The organism is Mesorhizobium sp. B2-3-5, assembly GCF_006442395.1.
In the GTDB taxonomy this organism is placed as follows: Bacteria; Pseudomonadota; Alphaproteobacteria; order Rhizobiales; family Rhizobiaceae; genus Mesorhizobium.
In genome coordinates this window covers 66252-86405 of sequence record NZ_VFVX01000003.1, presented here as the reverse complement: position 1 = coordinate 86405, position 20154 = coordinate 66252, and the positions used below count along the sequence as shown (strand labels likewise).

Annotated in this window: 21 protein-coding genes and 1 pseudogene; 18 read left to right on the top strand and 4 right to left on the bottom strand. The window is 63.7% G+C overall.

Annotated features, from left to right (window positions below):
- Positions 1 to 6: 6 nt before the first annotated feature.
- Complete coding sequence (gene zapE / locus FJ958_RS05025) at positions 7 to 1209, top strand: cell division protein ZapE (protein WP_140740196.1); 1203 nt, start codon at positions 7 to 9, stop codon at positions 1207 to 1209.
- Between the two features lie 57 nt (positions 1210 to 1266).
- Here the strand turns inward: zapE and FJ958_RS31910 are convergent, their stop codons facing one another.
- Positions 1267 to 1521 carry a GNAT family N-acetyltransferase gene (locus FJ958_RS31910; protein ID WP_246679492.1) on the bottom strand — a complete coding sequence of 85 codons (255 nt, stop codon included), beginning with the start codon at positions 1519 to 1521 and terminating at the stop codon, positions 1267 to 1269.
- Between the two features lie 398 nt (positions 1522 to 1919).
- Here FJ958_RS31910 and mdh point away from each other — a divergent pair, with 398 nt between their 5' ends.
- The 13 genes from mdh (at position 1920) to FJ958_RS31495 (ending at position 14593) form a co-directional block, all read left to right on the top strand.
- Positions 1920 to 2888, top strand: a complete 969-nt coding sequence (mdh, locus tag FJ958_RS05015) for a malate dehydrogenase (RefSeq protein WP_140612906.1) — start codon at positions 1920 to 1922, stop codon at positions 2886 to 2888.
- Positions 2889 to 2920: 32 nt separating this feature from the next.
- Positions 2921 to 4114, top strand: coding sequence for an ADP-forming succinate--CoA ligase subunit beta (gene sucC / locus FJ958_RS05010; protein ID WP_140740193.1), 1194 nt, complete (start codon positions 2921 to 2923; stop codon positions 4112 to 4114).
- Positions 4115 to 4118: 4 nt separating this feature from the next.
- The gene (locus FJ958_RS05005) at positions 4119 to 4490 is read left to right on the top strand and encodes a cupin domain-containing protein (RefSeq protein WP_140740190.1); all 372 of its coding nucleotides are present in this window, start codon (positions 4119 to 4121) and stop codon (positions 4488 to 4490) included.
- Positions 4491 to 4492: 2 nt separating this feature from the next.
- On the top strand, positions 4493 to 4990 hold the full coding sequence (locus FJ958_RS05000) for a DUF1579 family protein (protein WP_140740187.1): 498 nt from the start codon (positions 4493 to 4495) through the stop codon (positions 4988 to 4990).
- A gap of 12 nt (positions 4991 to 5002) precedes the next feature.
- Entirely contained in the window at positions 5003 to 5905 is a 903-nt protein-coding gene (gene sucD, locus FJ958_RS04995) for a succinate--CoA ligase subunit alpha (protein ID WP_140740184.1), read from the top strand.
- A gap of 152 nt (positions 5906 to 6057) precedes the next feature.
- Entirely contained in the window at positions 6058 to 9045 is a 2988-nt protein-coding gene (locus FJ958_RS04990) for a 2-oxoglutarate dehydrogenase E1 component (protein WP_140740181.1), read from the top strand.
- 25 nt (positions 9046 to 9070) lie between these two features.
- On the top strand, positions 9071 to 10357 hold the full coding sequence (gene odhB, locus FJ958_RS04985) for a 2-oxoglutarate dehydrogenase complex dihydrolipoyllysine-residue succinyltransferase (protein WP_140740178.1): 1287 nt from the start codon (positions 9071 to 9073) through the stop codon (positions 10355 to 10357).
- 16 nt (positions 10358 to 10373) lie between these two features.
- Positions 10374 to 11123, top strand: a complete 750-nt coding sequence (locus FJ958_RS04980) for a DUF4241 domain-containing protein (protein ID WP_140740175.1) — start codon at positions 10374 to 10376, stop codon at positions 11121 to 11123.
- A 36-nt stretch (positions 11124 to 11159) separates the two neighbouring features.
- A complete protein-coding gene (locus FJ958_RS04975; protein WP_181176285.1) occupies positions 11160 to 11663 on the top strand; it encodes a hypothetical protein in 504 nt (167 codons plus the stop codon).
- Entirely contained in the window at positions 11660 to 12409 is a 750-nt protein-coding gene (locus tag FJ958_RS04970) for an SDR family oxidoreductase (RefSeq protein ID WP_140740169.1), read from the top strand. Before FJ958_RS04975 ends, FJ958_RS04970 begins: the two co-directional genes overlap by 4 nt.
- Before the next feature lie 24 nt (positions 12410 to 12433).
- Positions 12434 to 13840 (top strand): dihydrolipoyl dehydrogenase, encoded by a 1407-nt coding sequence (gene lpdA / locus FJ958_RS04965; RefSeq protein ID WP_140740166.1) that lies wholly within the window; start codon positions 12434 to 12436, stop codon positions 13838 to 13840.
- A gap of 277 nt (positions 13841 to 14117) precedes the next feature.
- Complete coding sequence (locus FJ958_RS31500; protein ID WP_181176284.1) at positions 14118 to 14432, top strand: hypothetical protein; 315 nt, start codon at positions 14118 to 14120, stop codon at positions 14430 to 14432.
- The gene (locus FJ958_RS31495) at positions 14429 to 14593 is read left to right on the top strand and encodes a hypothetical protein (protein ID WP_181176283.1); all 165 of its coding nucleotides are present in this window, start codon (positions 14429 to 14431) and stop codon (positions 14591 to 14593) included. Before FJ958_RS31500 ends, FJ958_RS31495 begins: the two co-directional genes overlap by 4 nt.
- Before the next feature lie 68 nt (positions 14594 to 14661).
- Here FJ958_RS31495 and FJ958_RS04955 read toward each other — a convergent pair whose 3' ends face one another.
- Together FJ958_RS04955 and FJ958_RS04950 are read right to left on the bottom strand one after the other, a co-directional pair.
- On the bottom strand, positions 14662 to 15729 hold the full coding sequence (locus FJ958_RS04955) for a TraB/GumN family protein (protein WP_140740163.1): 1068 nt from the start codon (positions 15727 to 15729) through the stop codon (positions 14662 to 14664).
- Between the two features lie 83 nt (positions 15730 to 15812).
- On the bottom strand, positions 15813 to 16751 hold the full coding sequence (locus FJ958_RS04950; RefSeq protein WP_140740160.1) for a tyrosine recombinase XerC: 939 nt from the start codon (positions 16749 to 16751) through the stop codon (positions 15813 to 15815).
- Positions 16752 to 16978: 227 nt separating this feature from the next.
- On the opposite strand from FJ958_RS04950, the gene rimM reads away from it, so the two are divergent.
- The 3 genes and pseudogenes from rimM (at position 16979) to FJ958_RS31905 (ending at position 18435) form a co-directional block, all read left to right on the top strand.
- The gene (gene rimM, locus FJ958_RS04945) at positions 16979 to 17578 is read left to right on the top strand and encodes a ribosome maturation factor RimM (protein WP_140740157.1); all 600 of its coding nucleotides are present in this window, start codon (positions 16979 to 16981) and stop codon (positions 17576 to 17578) included.
- A pseudogene (gene trmD, locus FJ958_RS04940) lies at positions 17575 to 18249 on the top strand (tRNA (guanosine(37)-N1)-methyltransferase TrmD); the annotation flags it as partial. The gene rimM and the pseudogene trmD, both read left to right, overlap by 4 nt.
- Positions 18244 to 18435 carry a KTSC domain-containing protein gene (locus FJ958_RS31905; RefSeq protein WP_281406645.1) on the top strand — a complete coding sequence of 64 codons (192 nt, stop codon included), beginning with the start codon at positions 18244 to 18246 and terminating at the stop codon, positions 18433 to 18435. The pseudogene trmD and the gene FJ958_RS31905, both read left to right, overlap by 6 nt.
- A gap of 27 nt (positions 18436 to 18462) precedes the next feature.
- Here FJ958_RS31905 and FJ958_RS04935 read toward each other — a convergent pair whose 3' ends face one another.
- Positions 18463 to 19215 (bottom strand): sulfite exporter TauE/SafE family protein, encoded by a 753-nt coding sequence (locus tag FJ958_RS04935; protein WP_140740150.1) that lies wholly within the window; start codon positions 19213 to 19215, stop codon positions 18463 to 18465.
- A 325-nt stretch (positions 19216 to 19540) separates the two neighbouring features.
- Between FJ958_RS04935 and rplS the strand changes: the two genes are divergently transcribed.
- Positions 19541 to 20080 (top strand): 50S ribosomal protein L19, encoded by a 540-nt coding sequence (gene rplS / locus FJ958_RS04925; protein ID WP_140740147.1) that lies wholly within the window; start codon positions 19541 to 19543, stop codon positions 20078 to 20080.
- Positions 20081 to 20154: the final 74 nt, after the last annotated feature.

The following is a 20154-nucleotide window of genomic DNA, read 5'->3' as shown; positions in this document are numbered from 1 at the left end:
TGACCGATGCATCTGCGTGACGGCCTCCAGACCCATGTGACCGTCAGGCAGCGCTACGACCATCTGGTGGAAACCGGCGTGATCGGGCGCGATGCGGCGCAAGAGAGAATCACCGCCGCGCTCGACCGATTGATCGACGAGATCTCGGCCAAGCGGCTGGCGCAAAAATCCAGTGCGCTGGGCTGGCTGTTTGCCCGCAAGCGCGACACGCATGCGGCCGTCAAGGGCCTCTACATCCATGGCGGTGTCGGCCGCGGCAAGACCATGCTGATGGACATGTTCTTCGAGCTGGTGCCGGTCAGGCGCAAGCGCCGCGTCCATTTCAACGACTTCATGGCCGAGGTGCAGGACCGCATCCAGAAGCACCGGCAGGCGCGCAAGAACGGCGACGTCAGGGAAGACGATCCGATCCCGCCCGTGGCCAAGGCGCTCGCCGAGCAGGCCTGGGTGCTGTGCTTCGACGAGTTCTCGGTCACCGACATTGCCGACGCGATGATCCTGTCCAGGCTGTTTTCGGCGCTGTTCACCAATGGCGTGGTGCTGGTCGCCACCTCGAACGTGGCGCCGGAAGACCTCTACAGCGACGGGCTCAATCGCCAGCTCTTCCTGCCCTTCATCGGCATTCTGGAACGGCACGCGCAGGTGCTGTCGCTCGACAGCGACAAGGACTATCGACTGGAAAAGCTTGCCCGCACGCCGGTCTATGTAACGCCGGCCAATGCCGCGGCCGACCAGGCGCTCGACGAGGCCTGGCGGACGATGACGCGCGGCGCGCCGACAGCGGCGACATCGCTTACGCTGAAGGGACGGCAAGTGGCGGTGCCGGCCGCAGCCGGCGACGCGGCGCGGTTTTCCTTCGCCGACCTCTGCGAAAAGCCGCTCGGCACGCGCGATTTCCTGGCCATCGCCGGGCGCTTCTCGACCGTTTTCATCGATCACGTGCCGATACTGGGCGAAGGCAAGCGCAATGAAGCCAAGCGCTTCATCCTCTTGATCGACACGCTCTACGACCACCATGTCCGGCTGGTGGTGAGCGCCGAGGCGCCGCCGCAAGAGCTTTACGTGGCCAAGCGCGGTGTCGAGGTGTTCGAGTTCGAACGCACGGCGTCACGGCTTATCGAGATGCAAAGCCGCGACTGGCTGGAGGATTGGGCGGAGCGGCGGAAGGCGCGGACGATACCAGCGGAAGCGGGGCGGGCGCAGGCGTAGACATCAAAAGCCGGTCTGTCGCGTTCCGTCCCACCCTCTGTCCCGCCAGCATCAAAACTACAGCTGATACGCATACATCACAGAACTCTCCGCCTCGCCACGCGGCTCCTTGCGCGATTCATGAAGCGCCCGGGCCGGAAGATTGTCCGGCTCGGTGCCGACCCAAGCCTCCGCGCAGCCATTTTCCCTGCCGATCGCGAACACGGCGTCAAGCATTTTTCGGGCGATGCCCTGGCGCTGGAAAGCTGGCGAGACGCCGACCTCGCCGATGTAGAGTTCGGCCGGCTTGTCGGATGGATGACCGCCGCGCATCGGCCGACGACAGCGCCCTCGGCCACGGCCATGATCATGAAATGGCCCGATTGCGCGAGATAGCTGGCAAGGAGATCGGGCCCCACCGGCTCATCGAACACCTCGCCGGCCATCCGTATCACAAGGGCGTCATCGCTGGGAAAGAGCCTTCTGATCTCGATCGTCATTGTGTAAATTCCCCCAAGTGGCTTGTAAACTTTGACGTTTACGTAAGTCCCAACTGGTCTAACCGATTGAAAATGCTCGCTTCGAAATAATCGGTTGAATTTATCGTGCGCCGAGGCTATGGGTGCGGCGAAATCTCGCGGTTCCCGCATCCTTCCAGCCTCTTCCTCGACGCCGTCATCAAGTCGTCAAAGATTTGGGCGCAGTCACAGACAAAGGGACATCATCCTCACATGGCACGCAACAAGATAGCGCTTATCGGCTCGGGCATGATCGGCGGCACGCTCGCCCACATGATCGGCCTCAAGGACCTCGGCGACGTGGTGCTGTTCGATATCGCCGAGGGCATTCCGCAGGGCAAGGGGCTCGATATCGCGCAGTCGTCGCCGGTCGATGGTTTTGACTCCCGGCTGACCGGCGTCAACGACTATGCCGGCATCGAGGGTGCCGATGTCTGCATCGTCACCGCCGGCGTGCCGCGCAAGCCGGGCATGAGCCGCGACGACCTGCTCGGCATCAATCTGAAGGTCATGGAACAGGTCGGCGCCGGCTTGAAGAAGTACGCGCCGAAGGCTTTCGTCATCTGCATCACCAACCCGCTCGACGCCATGGTGTGGGCGCTGCAGAAGTTTTCCGGCCTGCCCAAGACCCATGTGGTGGGGATGGCCGGCGTGCTCGACTCGTCGCGTTTCCGCTATTTCCTGGCCGAGGAATTCAAGGTCTCGGTCGAGGACGTCACCGCCTTCGTGCTGGGTGGCCACGGCGATTCCATGGTGCCGATGATCCGCTATTCGACGGTCGCCGGCATCCCGCTGCCCGACCTCGTCAAGATGGGCTGGACCTCGAAGGAGAAGCTCGACCAGATCGTGCAGCGCACCCGCGACGGCGGCGCCGAGATCGTCGGCCTGCTCAAGACCGGCTCGGCCTACTACGCGCCCGCGGCCTCGGCGATTTCGATGGCGGAAGCCTATCTGAAGGACAAGAAGCGCGTGCTGCCATGCGCGGCGCACCTCTCCGGCCAGTATGGCGTCAAGGGCACCTATGTCGGCGTTCCCGTGGTGATCGGCGCCGGCGGTGTCGAGCGCATCATCGAGATCGACCTGTCGAAGGCCGAGCAGAAGATGTTCGATAGCTCGGTGGCGGCGGTGCAGGGCCTGACCGAGGCCTGCGTCAAGATCGCGCCGCAACTCGCCTCGAAGTAAACCCCGCCAAAACGACCTGGAGACAGTTCCCGATGAACATCCATGAATATCAGGGCAAGGCGCTGCTGAAGAGCTTTGGCGCGCCGGTGGCCGAAGGCGTGCCGGTGTTCAAGGCAAGCGAGGCGGAAGCCGCGGCACAAGCGCTGCCCGGCCCGCTCTATGTGGTAAAGAGCCAGATCCATGCCGGCGGCCGCGGCAAGGGCAAATTCAAGGAACTCGGCCCCGACGCCAAGGGCGGCGTGCGGCTGGCGAAGTCGGTGGCCGAAGTGGTCGCCAACGCCAATGAGATGCTCGGCCACACGCTGGTGACCAAGCAGACTGGTCCGGCCGGCAAGCAGGTCAACCGGCTCTATATCGAGGACGGCGCCGACATCGAGCGCGAGCTCTATCTGTCCATCCTTGTCGACCGCTCGGTCGGCCGGATCGCCTTCGTCGTCTCGACCGAGGGCGGCATGGACATCGAGGCGGTCGCGCATGACACGCCGGAGAAGATCATCACCGTCGCCATCGATCCCGAAAAGGGTGTGACGGCGGACGACGTGGAGAAGCTCAATGCCGCGCTGAAGCTCGACGGCGACGCGGCCAGCGATGGCGGCACACTGTTCCCGATCCTCTACAAGGCCTTCGTCGAGAAGGACATGAGCCTGCTCGAGGTCAATCCGCTGATCGTCATGAAGAACGGCCGGCTGCGCGTGCTCGACGCCAAGGTGTCGTTCGATAACAACGCGCTGTTCCGCCATCCCGACCTGATGGAACTGCGCGACACCACCGAAGAGGACGAGAAGGAGATCGAGGCGTCGAAATACGACCTCGCCTATGTCGCGCTCGACGGCAATATCGGCTGCATGGTCAACGGCGCCGGGCTTGCCATGGCGACGATGGACATCATCAAGCTCTACGGCGCTGAGCCGGCTAATTTCCTCGATGTCGGCGGCGGCGCGTCGAAGGAGAAGGTGACGGCGGCGTTCAAGATCATCACCAAGGATCCGGCCGTCAAAGGCATCCTGATCAACATCTTCGGGGGCATCATGAAATGCGACATCATCGCCGAGGGGGTGATCGCCGCGGTCAAGGAAGTCGGGCTGAAAGTGCCGCTGGTGGTGCGCCTGGAAGGCACCAATGCCGAGCTCGGCAAGAAGATCATCAATGACAGCGGCTTGAATGTCGTCTCGGCCGATGATCTGGACGATGCCGCCAAGAAGATCGTCAAGGCGGTGAAGGGCTGAGCGGATGCCCCCGCGCAAGATAAACCTGGTCGAGGCGGCGGACCGGAAGATCAGCAAGGTCTTCGATCCGCATATTGCCGGCGACGTGAACGACAGCCAGGCGAAGGTCGCCAAGTTCGGTGAGGTTTTCGATTGGCACGCGCATGACCATGAGGACGAGGCCTTTCTCGTGCTGCGCGGGCGCATTGCCATTGATTTCCGTGACGGTCCCGTCGAGCTTGGCGAGGGCGATTTCATCGTCGTGCCGCGCGGCGTCGAGCATCGGCCGCGATCGCTCACGGCGGAGCCGGTGGTGCTGATGTTCGAGCCGGCGACGACGCTCAACACTGACAATGCCAAGAGCGACCTCACCGTCTCCGACCTGAAGTGGCTCTGACCATGAACGCCGCATCCTTCTCTTCGCTCTCGTCCGGTCATCAGCGCCTGCAGGCGCTGATCGGCGCATGGCGCGGCGAGGAAGAGGTGGCGGGCACGCAATGGACCGACGCCGGCACGGCGACCGCGGATGTGCTGGCGGAGGCGCAGTTCGGCGGCCTGTTCGTGCTGCAGCGCTATCGCCAGCGCCGCGACGGCACGGTCTCCTTCGGCGCGCACACCGTGTTCGGATTCGACCAGCAAAACAGCGTCGTGACCATGCACCAGTTCGACTCGACGGGGTTCGTGCCGGCCTTGCCTGCGTCCGGTGCCTGGAACGGCGACGAACTCACTCTGGATCGGTCGTCACCGCGTGGCTCGGCGCGCGTGGCTTATATTTTCGACGATGCCGACACCTACCGCATGCGACTGCACTTCAAACCCGCTGGCAGCGATGCCTGGCAAGACATGGTGAGCGGCATCTACCGGCGCGTCTCGCCTTCCTCGATCAACGGTTTTTAGAAAAGGGCTCCGATGTCCATTCTCGTCGACAAGAACACCAAGGTGCTGGTGCAAGGCCTGACCGGCAAGACCGGCACGTTCCACACCGAACAGGCGCTGGCCTATCACGGCACCAAAATGGTCGGCGGCATCCACCCGAAGAAGGGCGGCGAGACCTGGACCGGCGCCAAGGGCGAGACCTTGCCGATCTTCGCCAGTGTCGCCGAAGGCAAGGAAAAGACCGGCGCCAATGCGTCCGTCGTTTATGTGCCGCCGGCGGGTGCTGCCGAAGCCATCATCGAAGCTATCGAGGCAGAGATCCCGCTGATCGTCTGCATCACCGAAGGCATTCCCGTCATGGACATGGTCAGGGTCAAGGCGCGGCTCGACCGTTCGACCTCGCGACTGATCGGTCCGAACTGTCCGGGCGTGCTCACCCCCGACGAATGCAAGATCGGCATCATGCCCGGAAACATCTTCCGCAAGGGTTCGGTCGGCGTTGTATCGCGCTCGGGAACGCTTACCTATGAGGCGGTGTTCCAGACCACCAATGTCGGTCTCGGCCAGACGACAGCCGTCGGCATCGGCGGCGACCCCGTCAAGGGCACCGAGTTCATCGACGTGCTCGAGATGTTCCTCGCCGACGACGAGACCAAGTCGATCATCATGATCGGCGAGATCGGCGGTTCGGCGGAGGAAGACGCCGCGCAGTTCCTCAAGGACGAAGCCAAGCGTGGCCGCAGCAAGCCGATGGCCGGCTTCATCGCCGGGCGCACGGCGCCGGCCGGCCGCACTATGGGCCATGCGGGCGCGGTCATCTCCGGCGGCAAGGGCGGCGCGGAAGACAAGATCGCGGCGATGGAGTCGGCCGGCATAAAAGTTTCGCCATCGCCGGCGCGGCTCGGCACGACGCTGGTCGAGGCGATCAAGGGTTAGTGAATAGTCAGTAGTCAGTAGTCAGTAGGCAGTAGTGAAAAGGGAAGAACGTATGAGTAGTCGCTGAGTCGGAAATTTCCATTTTTCTACTCACTACCGACTACTCACTATTCCCCTTGAAAAGGAGACGAAGCCAAGGCTTCGACAATCACATGGCACGACAAGATCAGGCCAACGATCAGTTTTCGCTCACCTCTTTCCTCTATGGCGGTAACGCCGACTATATCGACGCGCTCTACGCGGCGTATGAGGACGATCCCGCCTCGGTCAATCCCGAGTGGCAGGAGTTCTTCGCCGGGCTGAAGGACGATGCCGGCGATGTGCGCAAGAACGCCAAGGGTGCGTCCTGGGCCAAGCCCTCCTGGCCGCTGCAGGCCAATGGCGAACTGGTGTCGGCGCTCGACGGCAATTGGGGCATCGTCGAAAAGCACCTGGAAAAGAAGGTCAAGGACAAGGCGGTCACCAACGGCGTCGTGCTGTCCGACGCCGACGTGCACCAGGCGACGCGCGATTCGGTGCGCGCCATCATGATGATCCGGGCCTTCCGCATGCGCGGCCATCTGCACGCCAATCTCGACCCGCTCGGCATCGCCAAGCCGCTCGAGGATTATAACGAGCTGTCGCCGGAGAATTACGGCTTCACCGCAGCCGATTACGACCGGCCGATCTTCCTCGACAATGTGCTCGGGCTCGAATTCAGCACCATCCGGCAGATGCTGGAAATCCTGACCCGCACCTATTGCTCGACGCTGGGCGTCGAGTTCATGCACATTTCCGATCCCGAGGAGAAGGCCTGGATCCAGGCGCGCATCGAGGGCGCCGACAAGGAAATCTCGTTCACCGCCGCCGGCAAGAAGGCGATTCTGTCGAAGCTGGTCGAGGCGGAAGGCTTCGAGCAGTTCATCGACGTCAAGTACAAGGGCACCAAGCGCTTCGGCCTCGACGGTGGTGAATCGCTGATCCCGGCGCTGGAGCAGATCGTCAAGCGCGGCGGCCAGCTCGGCCTGAAGGAAATCGTGCTCGGCATGGCCCATCGTGGCCGCCTCAACGTGCTCTCCCAGGTGATGGCGAAGCCCCATCGCGCCATCTTCCACGAGTTCAAGGGCGGTTCGGCCGCTCCCGACGAGGTCGAGGGCTCGGGCGACGTGAAGTACCATCTCGGCGCCTCCTCAGACCGCGAGTTCGACGGCAACAAGGTGCATCTGTCCTTGACCGCCAACCCGTCCCACCTGGAAATCGTCGACCCGGTGGTGATGGGCAAGGCGCGCGCCAAGCAGGACTATCTGTTCGGCCGCGGCCGCGAGGAGATCGTGCCGCTGGAGGAGCGGGCCAAGGTGCTGCCTCTGCTCCTGCACGGCGACGCCGCCTTCGCCGGCCAGGGCGTGATCGCCGAAATCCTCGGCCTGTCCGGCCTGCGCGGCCATCGCGTCGCCGGCACGCTGCATTTCATCATCAACAACCAGATCGGCTTCACCACCAATCCGCGCTTCTCGCGCTCGTCGCCCTATCCGTCAGACGTAGCCAAGATGATCGAGGCGCCGATCTTCCACGTCAATGGCGACGATCCGGAAGCCGTGGTCCATGCCACCAAGGTGGCGATCGAGTTCCGCATGAAGTTCCACAAGCCGGTGGTCGTGGATATGTTCTGCTATCGCCGCTTCGGCCACAATGAGGGTGACGAACCGGCCTTCACGCAGCCGATCATGTACCGCAACATCCGCACCCATAAGACGACGGTGCAGATCTATGCCGACCGCCTGATCGCCGAAGGCCACATCGCCCAGGCCGAATTCGACAAGATGAAGGCCGACTGGCGCGCGCATCTGGAATCCGAATGGGAAGTCGGCCAGCACTACAAGCCCAACAAGGCCGACTGGCTGGACGGCGCCTGGTCGGGCCTGCGCACGGCCGACAATCAGGATGAGCAAAGGCGCGGCAAGACCGCCGTGCCGGTCAAGACGCTGAAGGAAATCGGCAAGAAGCTGGCCGAGGTGCCGAAGGGCTTCGAGGCGCACAAGACGATCATCCGCTTCCTTGAGAATCGCCGCGAGGCGATCGAGTCCGGCGAAGGCATCGACTGGTCGACGGCCGAGGCGCTGGCTTTCGGCGCCATCCTGCTGGACGGCAATCCGATCCGCCTGTCGGGGCAGGATTCCGAACGCGGCACCTTCTCGCAGCGCCATTCCGTGCTCTACGACCAGCGTGACGAGACCCGCTACATCCCGCTGAACAATCTGTCGGCGGCGCAAGCCGGCTACGAAGTCATCAATTCGATGCTGTCGGAAGAGGCGGTGCTGGGCTTTGAATATGGCTACAGCCTGGCCGAACCGAAGGCGCTGACCCTGTGGGAAGCGCAGTTCGGCGACTTCGCCAACGGCGCTCAGGTGGTGTTCGACCAGTTCATCTCGTCGGGCGAGCGCAAGTGGCTCAGAATGTCGGGCCTCGTCTGCCTGCTGCCGCATGGCTATGAAGGCCAGGGCCCGGAACATTCCTCGGCCAGGCTGGAGCGCTTCCTGCAGCTTTGCGCCGAAGACAACATGCAGGTGGCGAATTGTACGACGCCGGCTAACTATTTCCACATCCTGCGCCGGCAACTGAAGCGCGACTTCCGCAAGCCGCTGATCCTGATGACGCCGAAGTCGCTGCTGCGTCACAAGCGGGCGGTGTCGACGCTGCCGGAAATGTCGGGCGAAAGCTCGTTCCACCGGCTGCTGTGGGATGACGCCCAGCTGTTGCCGAACCAGGCGATCAAGCTGGTCAAGGACAGCAAGATCCGCCGCGTCGTGCTGTGTTCGGGCAAGGTCTATTACGACCTCTACGAGGAGCGCGAGAAGCGCGGCATCAATGACATCTACCTGCTGCGCGTCGAACAGCTCTATCCGTTCCCGGCCAAGGCGCTGATCACCGAATTGTCGCGCTTCCGCAATGCCGAGATGGTGTGGTGCCAGGAGGAGCCCAAGAACATGGGAGCCTGGTCGTTCATCGACCCGTATCTGGAATGGGTGCTGGCGCATATCGACGCCAAGCATCAGCGGGTGCGCTACACCGGCCGACCGGCGGCCGCGTCGCCTGCGACCGGATTGATGTCGAAGCACCTTGCCCAGCTCGCCGCCTTGCTCGAAGACGCGCTTGGCGAATAGACCTCAGGAACAACGGACAGGCACAATGGCTACCGAAATCCGCGTCCCCACTCTCGGCGAATCCGTCACCGAGGCGACCATCGGCAAATGGTTCAAGAAGGTCGGCGATGCCATTGCCGTCGACGAGCCGCTGGTCGAACTCGAAACCGACAAGGTGACGGTCGAGGTTCCGGCCGCCGCCGCCGGCACGCTGGGCGAAATCACCGCCAAGGAAGGTGAGACAGTCGGCGTCGGCGCATTGCTGGGCTCGATTTCGGCTGGAGGCGCGGCCGCGCCGGCGGCCAAGCCGCAGGCCGTGGCGCAGGCGTCGAGCCCCGACGCGGCGCAGACCACCAAGCAGGCCGCCGCCGAGACCGCCAAGATCGCCGGCGATGCCGGGCCGGTCGAGCCTCGCACCATGCCGCCGGCGCCGGCGGCTGCGAAATTGATCGCCGAAAACAATCTGTCGGTCGACCAGCTTTCCGGCTCGGGCAAGCGCGGTCAGGTGCTGAAGGGCGATGTCCTCGACGCCATCTCCAAGGGGGCGCCATCGCAGCCGGCAGAGACGCCGAAGGCGGCACCCGCTCCGGTGGCTCCGGCCGCCGCCCGCGCCCCGTCCTCGGGTGACGACGCCACGCGCGAGGAGCGCGTGCGCATGACCAAGCTGCGCCAGACCATCGCGCGCCGGCTGAAGGAAGCGCAGTCGACCGCCGCCATGCTGACCACCTTCAACGAGGTCGACATGTCAGCGGTGATGGCGCTCCGGACCAAGTACAAGGACGTGTTCGAGAAGAAGCATGGCGTGAAGCTCGGCTTCATGGGCTTCTTCACCAAGGCCGTCACCCACGCGCTGAAGGAAATCCCGGCGGTCAACGCCGAGATCGACGGCACCGACATCATCTACAAGAATTTCGCCCATGTCGGCGTCGCTGTCGGCACCGAGAAGGGCCTTGTCGTGCCGGTGGTGCGTGATGCCGACCAGATGTCGATCGCCGAGATCGAGAAGGAGATCGGCCGGCTGGGTATCGCCGCGCGCGACGGCAAGCTATCGGTCGCCGATATGCAGGGCGGCACGTTCACCATTTCCAACGGTGGCGTCTACGGGTCGCTGATGTCGACGCCGATCCTCAATGCGCCGCAATCGGGCATCCTCGGCATGCATAAGATCCAGGACCGGCCGGTCGTGGTCGGCGGCCAGATCGTCATCCGGCCGATGATGTATCTGGCGCTCAGCTACGATCACCGCATCGTCGACGGCAAGGAAGCGGTGACCTTCCTGGTGCGGGTCAAGGAAAGCCTGGAGGATCCGGAACGGCTGGTGCTCGATCTGTGATCGGAGCTGATCCGCAATGGGCAACTGGGTAGAGGAGTTAGGGTTCAGGCTAGGCCGTGTGCTGCGGATGTTGCGGCGTGAGCCCTGGACTTCCATGACCATGCCGACCGCGTCGGCCGAATGGAATCCGGCGCAAGCGAGCAGCAATCTCGGCCTCTTCGACCTGAGCGAAGCGCAAATGGCGGAGCGAGAGATAACCGTCACAGCGATCGGCGAGTTGAATTTGCCGACAGGCGAAATCATCGCCTGCGATCCGCTGACTACCGGAATCGACTGGCCAGCATTGAGCCGTAAGATCAAACCGGGGCGCTACCCGGTCTCGCTGCTTGAGGCACAAGGCCGTGTTGCCGCGGCAGTCCTGTGTTTCCGGCCCGGCAAGCCAATTCGCTGGGAACTGGCAACCTTGCCCGGCCAGGATGCATCGACCTTGAAGGGCGACGAGATATTTGGCTATCCCGTCGATGCCGGCCTTGGTTCGTTCATGGACAGGATGGCGATGGCGTTGATGTCGGATCAGCAAGACAAACTTGAGGCCGACCAGAATTACTATGACGACGTGCTCGCAACCGAGTTCGCGCCCAACCAGGACCGGTTCGTCATGCACTATCCCGTTGCTGGTAACCCGATCAACGTTGCGATGTTCTGGAGTGGTTGGGGTGACGGGATCTATCCGTCTTTCTGGGGATTGAATGCGGCCGGCGAGCCGTTGCTTTTGATGACGGATTTCGGCGTGCTGGAAAACGCCGACGGCCGCGAAAGCCACTAGGCCGCTATAATGCAACGCAACGCCCTGGCATCCCTCATGATCAAATGTGCCGCTGGGGTGCCAGCGATCCTGTTCGCCGGCTCGACAGCCTTCGCCACCTGCCCGATCGAGCTTGCCATCTATGGTGATGCCCAAGGCGGTGCCGAGACGAGCGGCGCCGAGATAGATTTTATGCCGGCCGGTACCTCGGCGACCGTCACCAACACGTTTCGGTTGATCCTCGACAACAATGTCGTGCTGAACGGCATCGTCATGTGGACGCAAGGGGCTCCTCGGCCGAACGGTTCCTTGATGTACAGATGCCCGGAGGGCGATGCCACCGGCCAGGAGCTTGCCGCCTGCACATTGTGGGGCGGCGTCATCTACACTGGGGATGACAAGGGCACGATCGGCCTGTTGCCGGCCGAGGGCATAGAGGCGCCGAAAACCCTGGTCCTGGCTGACCTCGGGCCGGTGCTGCGGCAATCCCGCGCCTTTGGCGGCGGCGGCTTTTCCAAAGTGCCGTCGGATGTGTTCGTCTTGAAGGGATGCCAGGAATGAGCGGGAAGGTTCTGCTGGTCACCGGCGGCAGCCGCGGCATTGGCGCGGCGATCTGCCGGCTCGGGTCGAAGGCCGGCTATCGCGTCGCGGTGAACTACGCCTCGAACAAGGCTGCCGCCGACGCGCTGGTCGCCGAGATCGAGGCCGCCGGCGGGGAGGCTTTCGCGGTAAAGGGCGATGTCGGCAGCGAGGCCGATATCATGGCTATGTTCGGCGCAGTCGATCGCGCCTGCGGCCGGCTCGACGCCTTCGTCAACAATGCCGGCATCGTCGACGTCAAGGCACGTATCGACGAGATGAGCGCTGAACGTCTGGAGCGCATGATGCGCATCAACGTCGTCGGTTCGTTTCTCTGCGCCCGCGAGGCGGTGAAGCGCATGTCGACACGCCACGGCGGCAAGGGCGGGGCGATCGTCAACATCTCGTCCGCCGCCGCCAGGCTCGGTTCGCCCGGCGAATATGTCGACTACGCCGCCTCCAAGGGCGCGATCGACACCATGACCATCGGCCTGGCGCGTGAGGTGGCGCTGGAGGGCGTCCGGGTCAATGCGGTCAGCCCCGGTATCACCGACACCGAAATCCATGCCTCCGGCGGCCAGCCCGATCGCGTGGCACGGATGCAGGACATGCTGCCGATGAAGCGGGCGGGCACGGCCGATGAAGTCGCAAGCGCGGTTCTCTACCTTCTGTCGGATGCGGCTTCCTATATAACGGGCGCGATCCTGAACGTAAGCGGCGGCCGCTGAGCGCCAAGCAAAAGGAAAACATGGATGGCTTATGACGTCGTTATTATCGGATCGGGGCCGGGCGGCTATGTCTGCGCCATCAAGGCGGCACAGCTCGGGCTGAAGGTCGCGGTGGTCGAGAAGAACGCAACCTTCGGCGGCACCTGCCTCAATATCGGCTGCATCCCGTCCAAGGCGCTGCTTCATGCCTCCGAGATGTTCGCCGAGGCTAGCCATTCCTTCGATACGCTGGGCGTCGAGATACCGGCACCGAAGCTCAATCTGAAGAAGATGATGACGCACAAGGACACGACCGTGGCGTCGAACGTCAATGGCGTCGCCTTCCTGTTCAAGAAGAACAAGATCGACTCCTTTCGCGGCACCGGCAAGGTGATTTCGGCCGGCAAGGTGTCGGTGACCGGCGAGGACGGCAAGGTCGAGGAGATCGAGACGAAGAACATCGTCATCGCCACCGGCTCCGACGTCGCCGGCATTCCCGGCGTCAAGGTCGATTTCGACGAAAAGGTGATCGTGTCGTCGACAGGCGCGCTTTCGCTGGAGAAGGTTCCCGGCCATCTCGTGGTGGTCGGCGGCGGCGTCATCGGGCTCGAGCTCGGTTCGGTCTGGGCACGGCTTGGCGCCAAGGTCACGGTCGTCGAATTCCTCGACACGATCCTCGGCGGCATGGACGGCGAGGTCTCCAAGCAGTTCCAGCGGATGCTCTCCAAGCAGGGTTTCGAGTTCAAGCTCGGCGCCAAGGTCACCGGCGTCGCCAAGGCCAAGAAGGTCGCCAGCGTCACCTTCGAGCCGGTCAAGGGTGGGGCGGCCGAGACGATCGAGGCCGACGTCGTGCTGATCGCCACCGGCCGCCGCGCCTATGCCGACAGTCTCGGCCTCAAGGAGGCCGGAGTAGAGGTCGACGAGCGTGGCCGGGTCAAGACCGACGGTCATCTCAGGACCAATATGCCTGGCATCTATGCCATCGGCGACGTCATCGCCGGACCGATGCTGGCGCACAAGGCCGAGGACGAGGGCATGGCGGTGGCCGAAACCATTGCCGGCCAGGCCGGCCATGTGAACTACGACGTCATTCCGAGCGTCGTCTATACCAGCCCGGAAATCGCCTCGGTCGGCAAGACCGAGGAAGAGCTGAAGAAGGCCGGCATCGACTACAAGGTGGGCAAGTTTCCGTTCAGCGCCAATGGCCGGGCGCGCGCCATGCTGCACACGGACGGTTTTGTGAAGATCCTGGCCGACAAGGCCAGCGACCGCGTGCTCGGCGTGCATATCGTCGGCTTTGGCGCCGGCGAAATGATCCATGAGGCGGCTGTGCTGATGGAGTTCGGCGGCTCGTCGGAGGACCTCGCCCGAACCTGCCACGCGCATCCGACGATGTCCGAAGCGGTTAAGGAAGCGGCGCTGGCGACCTTCTTCAAGCCGATCCATATCTAGGGGGCAACGGTTCGCCGGGCCATGCTTCGCCCGTCCTGCTCCGTGGCGCTCGCAAGAGTTTGTCAGCGTCGCGCTGCCCCTCATCTGGCTGCCGCCATCTTCTTCCCGTGAACGGGGAGAAGGACGCTGTCGTCGGCGGTTTCGCCAATTGTCAGCGTTGCAAGGAAGAAGCGCCGGCGCTGGCACCAGCCTCTTTCTCCCCGTTACGGCAGGGCAATGAGGGGCGGCACTGCCATTGACGGTATCCCGCGGAGGCAGTTCCCGTCCGGGTTGCCGCATGCTCCAAAACAAGACGGCCCGCTTTTCAGCGGGCCGTCTCGGATTTGGCACTGAGCCGCTTACTGGGCGGGTGCTGGTGCCGGAGCTGGCGCGGGTGCCGGAGCCGGAGCGGGTGCTGGCGCAGGTGCCGGAGCGGGTGCTGGAGCCGGAGCCGGGGCGGGAGCAGGTTCGGCTGGCTTGGCCGGTTCAGCAGGCTTCATCGGTTCAGCCGGTGCGGGCGCCGGGGCCGGTGTGCTGGCGGCCGGTGGCTCGGCGGGTGCCGGATGTTCACCTCTTCTTCCGAAAACGTAATACGCTACAACCGCCAGGATGACCACGACCAGCGCAATCAGCCAAGTGCTGCCGCCGCCGCTCGGCCGTGGAGCATTGGTGGTCGAATTGTACGGGTCGTTTGGATTTGGTGCGTTCGCCATAAATCTGTCCTCCGAGAAAATGAAAATGATCAATCAACATCCATCAACGCGCAACCGTTGAATGGGTTTCACGCTAGGGGAGGAAAACGCCGGAAACGCGGCGCTTGGTTCCCTCCGCTGCCATCCGACTCAATTGACGGCGGTGACAGTATAACCGGCTTTGCGGAAATCTTCGACCAGCCCCTCTGGACCGGGAAGGTGCAGGGCGCCGACCGCCATGAAGGCATTGCCCCTGGCCAGGATCGGTCCGGCGTGGTCGACCATCACCTTGTTGCGGCTGGTGATCATGGTTTCCTCGAAGGCCGCATAGCCCGCAGCGTCGTTCTGCTCTTCCGGCACGGCGGCGCGGAACAGCGGCCAGAACATGCCGGTGTCGCCGCGCTGGTAGAGCACGATCATGGTCTCGTTGATATCGTTGACCTTGTCGCCCAGTTTCAGCGTGTCGACCAGACCCTTCATGTGAAAGGCGAGCGGTAGCGAGGCCATGGCGCGCAACTGGCTCTCGGCCGTTTCCAATCCTTCCACCGGCTTGCCGGCCGCCTTGGCGCTCTGCGCCAGCTTGACGTCGAGCACCGGCGCTCCGCCGGACTGGCGGGCGAGTTCGCAAGCCGGAAGCGCCATCATGGCCGAAAGCATCCAGGGCTTCATCTTGGCGACCGTTGCCGGCGGAATGCCGCGCGCGTCGAGTGCTGCATTCATCGCCGCCGCATCGTCGGGCGACAGCAATGACGACAGCGTCGTGGAGTCCGTGAACATCATCAGATCCGGCTCCTTGAGCATCGCCGTCATCATCTTCTGCTTATCGAGCACATCAGTGGTTTCGATGATGAGGGTGCCTGATGCATCGAAGGCCTTCTGCGCTTGCGGCGGCAGCGTGGTGACACGTTGGTCGGTCATGTGCATGGTGCCAAATAGGTAGGACGGCTGTTCGCCTGATTTCTCCAGTTTCCACAACAGGCCCTTGCCATTGAGCGTGGCGGCGGCGTCCGCCTCGATCTTGCTGTAGGTGGCTGGGCTGTTCTTCTGCAGGGCCGACAACATGTCGGCGCCGGTGCAGGTCGGCATTTCCGCATGCGCCCTGCCGGCCGCGAATAAAAGGACAGCCAGGAAGGACAGGAAAAACAGGACGTTGAGCGCGACAAGCAGCTTCAGCGACACGGACGCTGCGCGGTCGGCGATAACAATGATGCGTTTCATGGTCTTTTTCCTAAGACCAAAAAACGGCGAAACGGTTAACTGGCGTTACGAAATTGTCCTAACCGGCTACCGCCCTCAGAGCTTCACGCTCTCGGATGAGCCGATTCGTAGATTTCCAGCAGCCTTGCGGTGTCTACGCCGGTGTAGATCTGCGTCGTCGACAGGCTGGCGTGGCCGAGCAGTTCCTGGATGATGCGCAGGTCGCCGCCACGGCCGAGCAGATGCGTGGCGAAGGAATGGCGCAGCGCGTGCGGCGTCGCGGTGTCGGGCAGGTTGAGCACCGAGCGCAATTTCGCCATCTCGCGCTGGACGATGGCCGGGTTGAGCGGGCCGCCGCGCGCGCCGCGAAACAGCAGGCCCTTCGGATCGAGATGGTAAGGACAGAGCCGGCGGTATTCGGCAGTCGCCTTGAGCGCGACCGGCAGCACCGGCACCAGCCGCGTCTTGCCGCCCTTGCCGGTGACGCGCAGCACGGTGTCGGCTTCCGAGGCCAGATCGGCTCCGGCGAGGCCGAGTGCTTCGGAAATGCGCAGGCCAGAGCCGTAGAGCAGCGTCAGCACGGCAGCATTGCGGGCGGCGATCCAGGGTTCCTCCGCCAGTTGGCCTTCCACCGACACGACATGTTTGGCGTCGCTCGCCGTCAGCGGTTTTGGCAGGGATTTGGGCTGGCGCGGGGCGCGCAACGCGGCGGCGCCCGCCGCGTTGGCGAGGCCATTCCGTTCGAGGAAACGCAGAAGCGAGCGGATGCCGGCGAGACCTCGGCCGAGGGTGCGGGCGCCGGCGCCGGCGTTGCGGCGGGCGGCGAGAAAACCGCGCAGGTCGGCCGGGCGCAGATCGGCGATGTCCGAAATGCCTGGCGGCCCGCCGAGATGACCGGTGAGGAAATGCAGGAACTGGCGCGTATCGCGCTCATAAGCCTCGACGGTTTCGGGCGACAGCCGGCGCTCGCGCGCCAGCATCTTCAGCCAGCTTTCGCGCGCCGCCTGGAGATCGGGTTTTGCCGGGATGAGGAATTCCTGCATGGCGTCTGTTCCGGTTCGCCGCCATTTTCCGCCGGTCGGGTTAGGAAGCGGTGAAGAGCCCGTCATTGAAATGCTGGCCCGGCGGGGCTAGGAGATTGGCTGGAACGAGACTGGTGAGCCTTTTCTGAATTGCCGTGTGTTTTGGTCACCGTAACGGAATGGATCCTCGGGTCTGCGCAGCCGCTGCGCGCCTGCTGCGCCCGTGGATGACGAAGGTAAAAGCGCCGATGAGCAAACCGCAAAATCCCGTCCAGATGGCCGTTATCGGCGCCGCCCACGGCATCAAGGGCGAGCTCAGGGTGAAAACCTTCACCGGCGAGCCGATGGCGCTGGCCGACTATGGGCCGCTCTATGCCAGGGATGGCCGTGCCTTTCAGATAACAGACATAAGGTCCGCCAACACCGTCGTCGTGGTCCGTTTCAAGGGTGTCAATGACCGCAACGCCGCCGAGGCGCTGGCCGGCACCGAACTGTTCGTCGACCGCTCGATGCTGCCCGACGACGGCGAGGAGGACGAATTCTACCATGCCGACCTGATCGGACTGGAAATACGGGATGATACGGGTGCGGCCGTCGGCAAGGTGGTCGCGGTGCATAATTTCGGTGGCGGCGACATCCTCGATGTGACGCTCTCCGGCCGCAAGGGCGTGCTGATCCCGTTCACGCAGGCAGCCGTGCCGCAGGTGTCGATCGCCGAGGGTTTTGTCCGCGTCGACCCGGTGGCCGCCGGACTGGTCGAGGACGAGGATGGCGACGCGCCGCGCGAGGAAGGCTTCGACCCGAAGGGCAGGCCGCGCGGACCGCGCGATGCCGGGGGCAACCGGTGAGTTTTGCCGCTTCGGTCCTGACGCTCTATCCCGAGATGTTCCCGGGCCCGCTCGGCCTGTCGCTGGCGGGGCGGGCGCTGGAGGCTGGAACCTGGTCGCTGGACGCGATCCAGATCCGCGACTTCGCCACCGACAGGCACCGCACCGTCGACGATACGCCGGCCGGCGGCGGCGCCGGCATGGTGATGCGCGCCGATGTGTTGGCGACGGCTATCGACCATGCTTCGCCGGCGGGCGATGTGCGTCCGCGCCTGCTGATGAGCCCGCGAGGAGAACCCCTCACGCAGAGGCGCGTGCGCGAACTGGCCTCTGGACCAGGCGCCATCATCGTCTGCGGCCGCTTCGAGGGCGTTGACCAGCGGTTGATCGAGAGCCGTGGTTTGGAGGAGATGTCAATTGGAGATTTCATCCTCTCCGGCGGTGAACCGGCCGCGCTTGTGCTGCTCGACGCGGTGGTGCGGCTGTTGCCCGGTGTCATGGGCAATGCCGTGTCTGGAATGGAAGAGAGTTTCGAGAACGGCGTGCTAGAACATCCGCAGTACACGCGGCCACAGGAATTCGAAGGACGGGAGATTCCCGATGTCCTGGTTTCTGGCAACCACAAAAAGATCATGCACTGGCGGCGCGGTGAGGCAGAGAAGCTGACGGTTGAACGGCGGCCGGACCTGCTGACGGTCGTAGACTACGACCCCTCGACAAAGGTTCTCTCGGTGCGGTTCGCACCAAGCGGGACCCAATATGACTATGAGGGAGTCGAGCTAGAGACCTTCGCGAAATTCAATGCTGCCTTCTCCAAGGGTCGGTTCTTCACCGAATTCATCCGCGACCACTACAAGTACCGTCGCGTCGGGCACTAGCGCGTACTGAGCACTCCAGTCGGCTGGTTATGCTTTGCCGAAGTAGTAAAAGGCGAGAAACAGGCCGACGGCGATGACGAAGCCGCGCACCACATTCTGCGGCACGCGCTTGACGATCCAGACGCCGGCATAGCCGCCGAGCGCGCCGCCCGGGATCATCACGATCGCCTGCGGCCAGGCGACGACGCCGCCCGAGACGAAGACGACGATGGCGACAGCCGCGATGACGATGGCCAGCATATTCTTCAGCGCGTTCAGCCGGTGGTAGTCGCCGGCCTGGGTGAGGCCGAGCGTCGCCAGCATCATCACGCCCATGCCGGCGCCGAAGAAGCCGCCATAGATGGCGGTGACGAATTGCGCGAGCGAACCGGCGAATGAGCCTACCGACGCTTCATGGCCGGGTTTCGGCGCCGGCTTCAGCCATGGCCCGGCGGCGAACAGCGCCGTTGCGCCCAGAAGCAGCCACGGCACCAGGATCCGAAAGGACGGATTGTCGAGCGCCAGCAGGATCAGCGCGCCCGCCAGCGCGCCGACCGCCGAGATCAGGCTGAGCAGCAGGGCACCGCGCCAGAAATGCCTGATGTCGTCCCAATAGGCCAGCGTCGAGGTGATGTAGCCTGGAAATTGGGTGACCGAGGAAGTTGCGTTGGCGACGATCGGCGGCAGGCCGACCAACGTCATGGCGCCGAAGGTGATGAAGGTGCCGCCGCCGGCGACCGCATTGGCGGCGCCTGACAGGAAGCCCGCGAAGAAGAGAAGGATGGCGTCGAAGAGAGACATGGGTGCGGCCGCTTGGAATTGTGCTACCGCTGGCTTAGAAAGCTTGTCGAACGTATACAACCCGGCACGGCGCGATTACGATGGTGCCATGCTGGCGAAAAATACAGCGTTCGGGCGTGACAAAGCGCCGAAATAGCTGTATGTGCCCGCCCGTACTGGCTGGAAAACCCGCCGGACCCGTCAACGATGGCGGTGTAGTCGCCCCTGTCCGATGTCTTGGAGGCAAATGTCTCAGGGACAAAGGGCATAGCCGAGCGGTCGATGGTACTGCAAGGCAAGTGTTGGACGCTCTGACTGTCGGAAGAACAAGAAGTGGATTATTGAGATGGATCTCATCCGTCAGCTCGAGGCCGAACAGGCCGCCAAGATCGAAGCCAAGCGCAAGCTTCCCGAATTCCAGCCCGGCGACACCGTGCGCGTGCAGGTCCGCGTGACCGAAGGCACCCGCACCCGCGTCCAGGCCTATGAGGGCGTCGTCATCGCCCGCTCCGGCGCCGGCTTCCAGGAAAATTTCACCGTCCGCAAGATCTCCTATGGCGAAGGCGTCGAGCGCGTGTTCCCGGTCTACTCGCCGATGGTCGAGGGCGTCGAGATCGTCCGTCGCGGCAAGGTGCGTCGCGCCAAGCTCTATTACCTGCGCGATCGTCGCGGCAAGTCGGCCCGTATCTCGGAAAACACCGGCGTGCGCGCCCGCAAGCTCAATGACGAAGAGCGCGATGCGCTGAACGCCGAGAAGGCCCGCATCGAGGCCGAGAAGGTCGCCGCCGCCCAGGCGCTGGCCGCCGAGACGGCCGCCAAGGAAGCCGCGGAGAAGAAGGCGGCCGCCGAGGCAGCCAAGGCCGCGGAAGCGACCCCCGCCGAATAAGTTTCGACGAACGTTTTTTGAAAGGCGGCTTCGGCCGCCTTTTTTCGTTTCACCAGACCGTGAACGCTTCCGTC

Excerpts from the sequence above, each read along its gene's own strand:
- zapE (WP_140740196.1), top strand. The coding sequence starts at position 7 with ATGCATCTGCGTGACGGCCTCCAGACCCATGTGACCGTCAGGCAGCGC.
- FJ958_RS31910 (WP_246679492.1), bottom strand. The coding sequence starts at position 1,521 with ATGCGCGGCGGTCATCCATCCGACAAGCCGGCCGAACTCTACATCGGC.
- mdh (WP_140612906.1), top strand. The coding sequence starts at position 1,920 with ATGGCACGCAACAAGATAGCGCTTATCGGCTCGGGCATGATCGGCGGC.
- sucC (WP_140740193.1), top strand. The coding sequence starts at position 2,921 with ATGAACATCCATGAATATCAGGGCAAGGCGCTGCTGAAGAGCTTTGGC.
- FJ958_RS05005 (WP_140740190.1), top strand. The coding sequence starts at position 4,119 with ATGCCCCCGCGCAAGATAAACCTGGTCGAGGCGGCGGACCGGAAGATC.
- FJ958_RS05000 (WP_140740187.1), top strand. The coding sequence starts at position 4,493 with ATGAACGCCGCATCCTTCTCTTCGCTCTCGTCCGGTCATCAGCGCCTG.
- sucD (WP_140740184.1), top strand. The coding sequence starts at position 5,003 with ATGTCCATTCTCGTCGACAAGAACACCAAGGTGCTGGTGCAAGGCCTG.
- FJ958_RS04990 (WP_140740181.1), top strand. The coding sequence starts at position 6,058 with ATGGCACGACAAGATCAGGCCAACGATCAGTTTTCGCTCACCTCTTTC.
- odhB (WP_140740178.1), top strand. The coding sequence starts at position 9,071 with ATGGCTACCGAAATCCGCGTCCCCACTCTCGGCGAATCCGTCACCGAG.
- FJ958_RS04980 (WP_140740175.1), top strand. The coding sequence starts at position 10,374 with ATGGGCAACTGGGTAGAGGAGTTAGGGTTCAGGCTAGGCCGTGTGCTG.
- FJ958_RS04975 (WP_181176285.1), top strand. The coding sequence starts at position 11,160 with ATGATCAAATGTGCCGCTGGGGTGCCAGCGATCCTGTTCGCCGGCTCG.
- FJ958_RS04970 (WP_140740169.1), top strand. The coding sequence starts at position 11,660 with ATGAGCGGGAAGGTTCTGCTGGTCACCGGCGGCAGCCGCGGCATTGGC.
- lpdA (WP_140740166.1), top strand. The coding sequence starts at position 12,434 with ATGGCTTATGACGTCGTTATTATCGGATCGGGGCCGGGCGGCTATGTC.
- FJ958_RS31500 (WP_181176284.1), top strand. The coding sequence starts at position 14,118 with ATGCTCCAAAACAAGACGGCCCGCTTTTCAGCGGGCCGTCTCGGATTT.
- FJ958_RS31495 (WP_181176283.1), top strand. The coding sequence starts at position 14,429 with ATGACCACGACCAGCGCAATCAGCCAAGTGCTGCCGCCGCCGCTCGGC.
- FJ958_RS04955 (WP_140740163.1), bottom strand. The coding sequence starts at position 15,729 with ATGAAACGCATCATTGTTATCGCCGACCGCGCAGCGTCCGTGTCGCTG.
- FJ958_RS04950 (WP_140740160.1), bottom strand. The coding sequence starts at position 16,751 with ATGCAGGAATTCCTCATCCCGGCAAAACCCGATCTCCAGGCGGCGCGC.
- rimM (WP_140740157.1), top strand. The coding sequence starts at position 16,979 with ATGAGCAAACCGCAAAATCCCGTCCAGATGGCCGTTATCGGCGCCGCC.
- FJ958_RS04935 (WP_140740150.1), bottom strand. The coding sequence starts at position 19,215 with ATGTCTCTCTTCGACGCCATCCTTCTCTTCTTCGCGGGCTTCCTGTCA.
- rplS (WP_140740147.1), top strand. The coding sequence starts at position 19,541 with ATGGATCTCATCCGTCAGCTCGAGGCCGAACAGGCCGCCAAGATCGAA.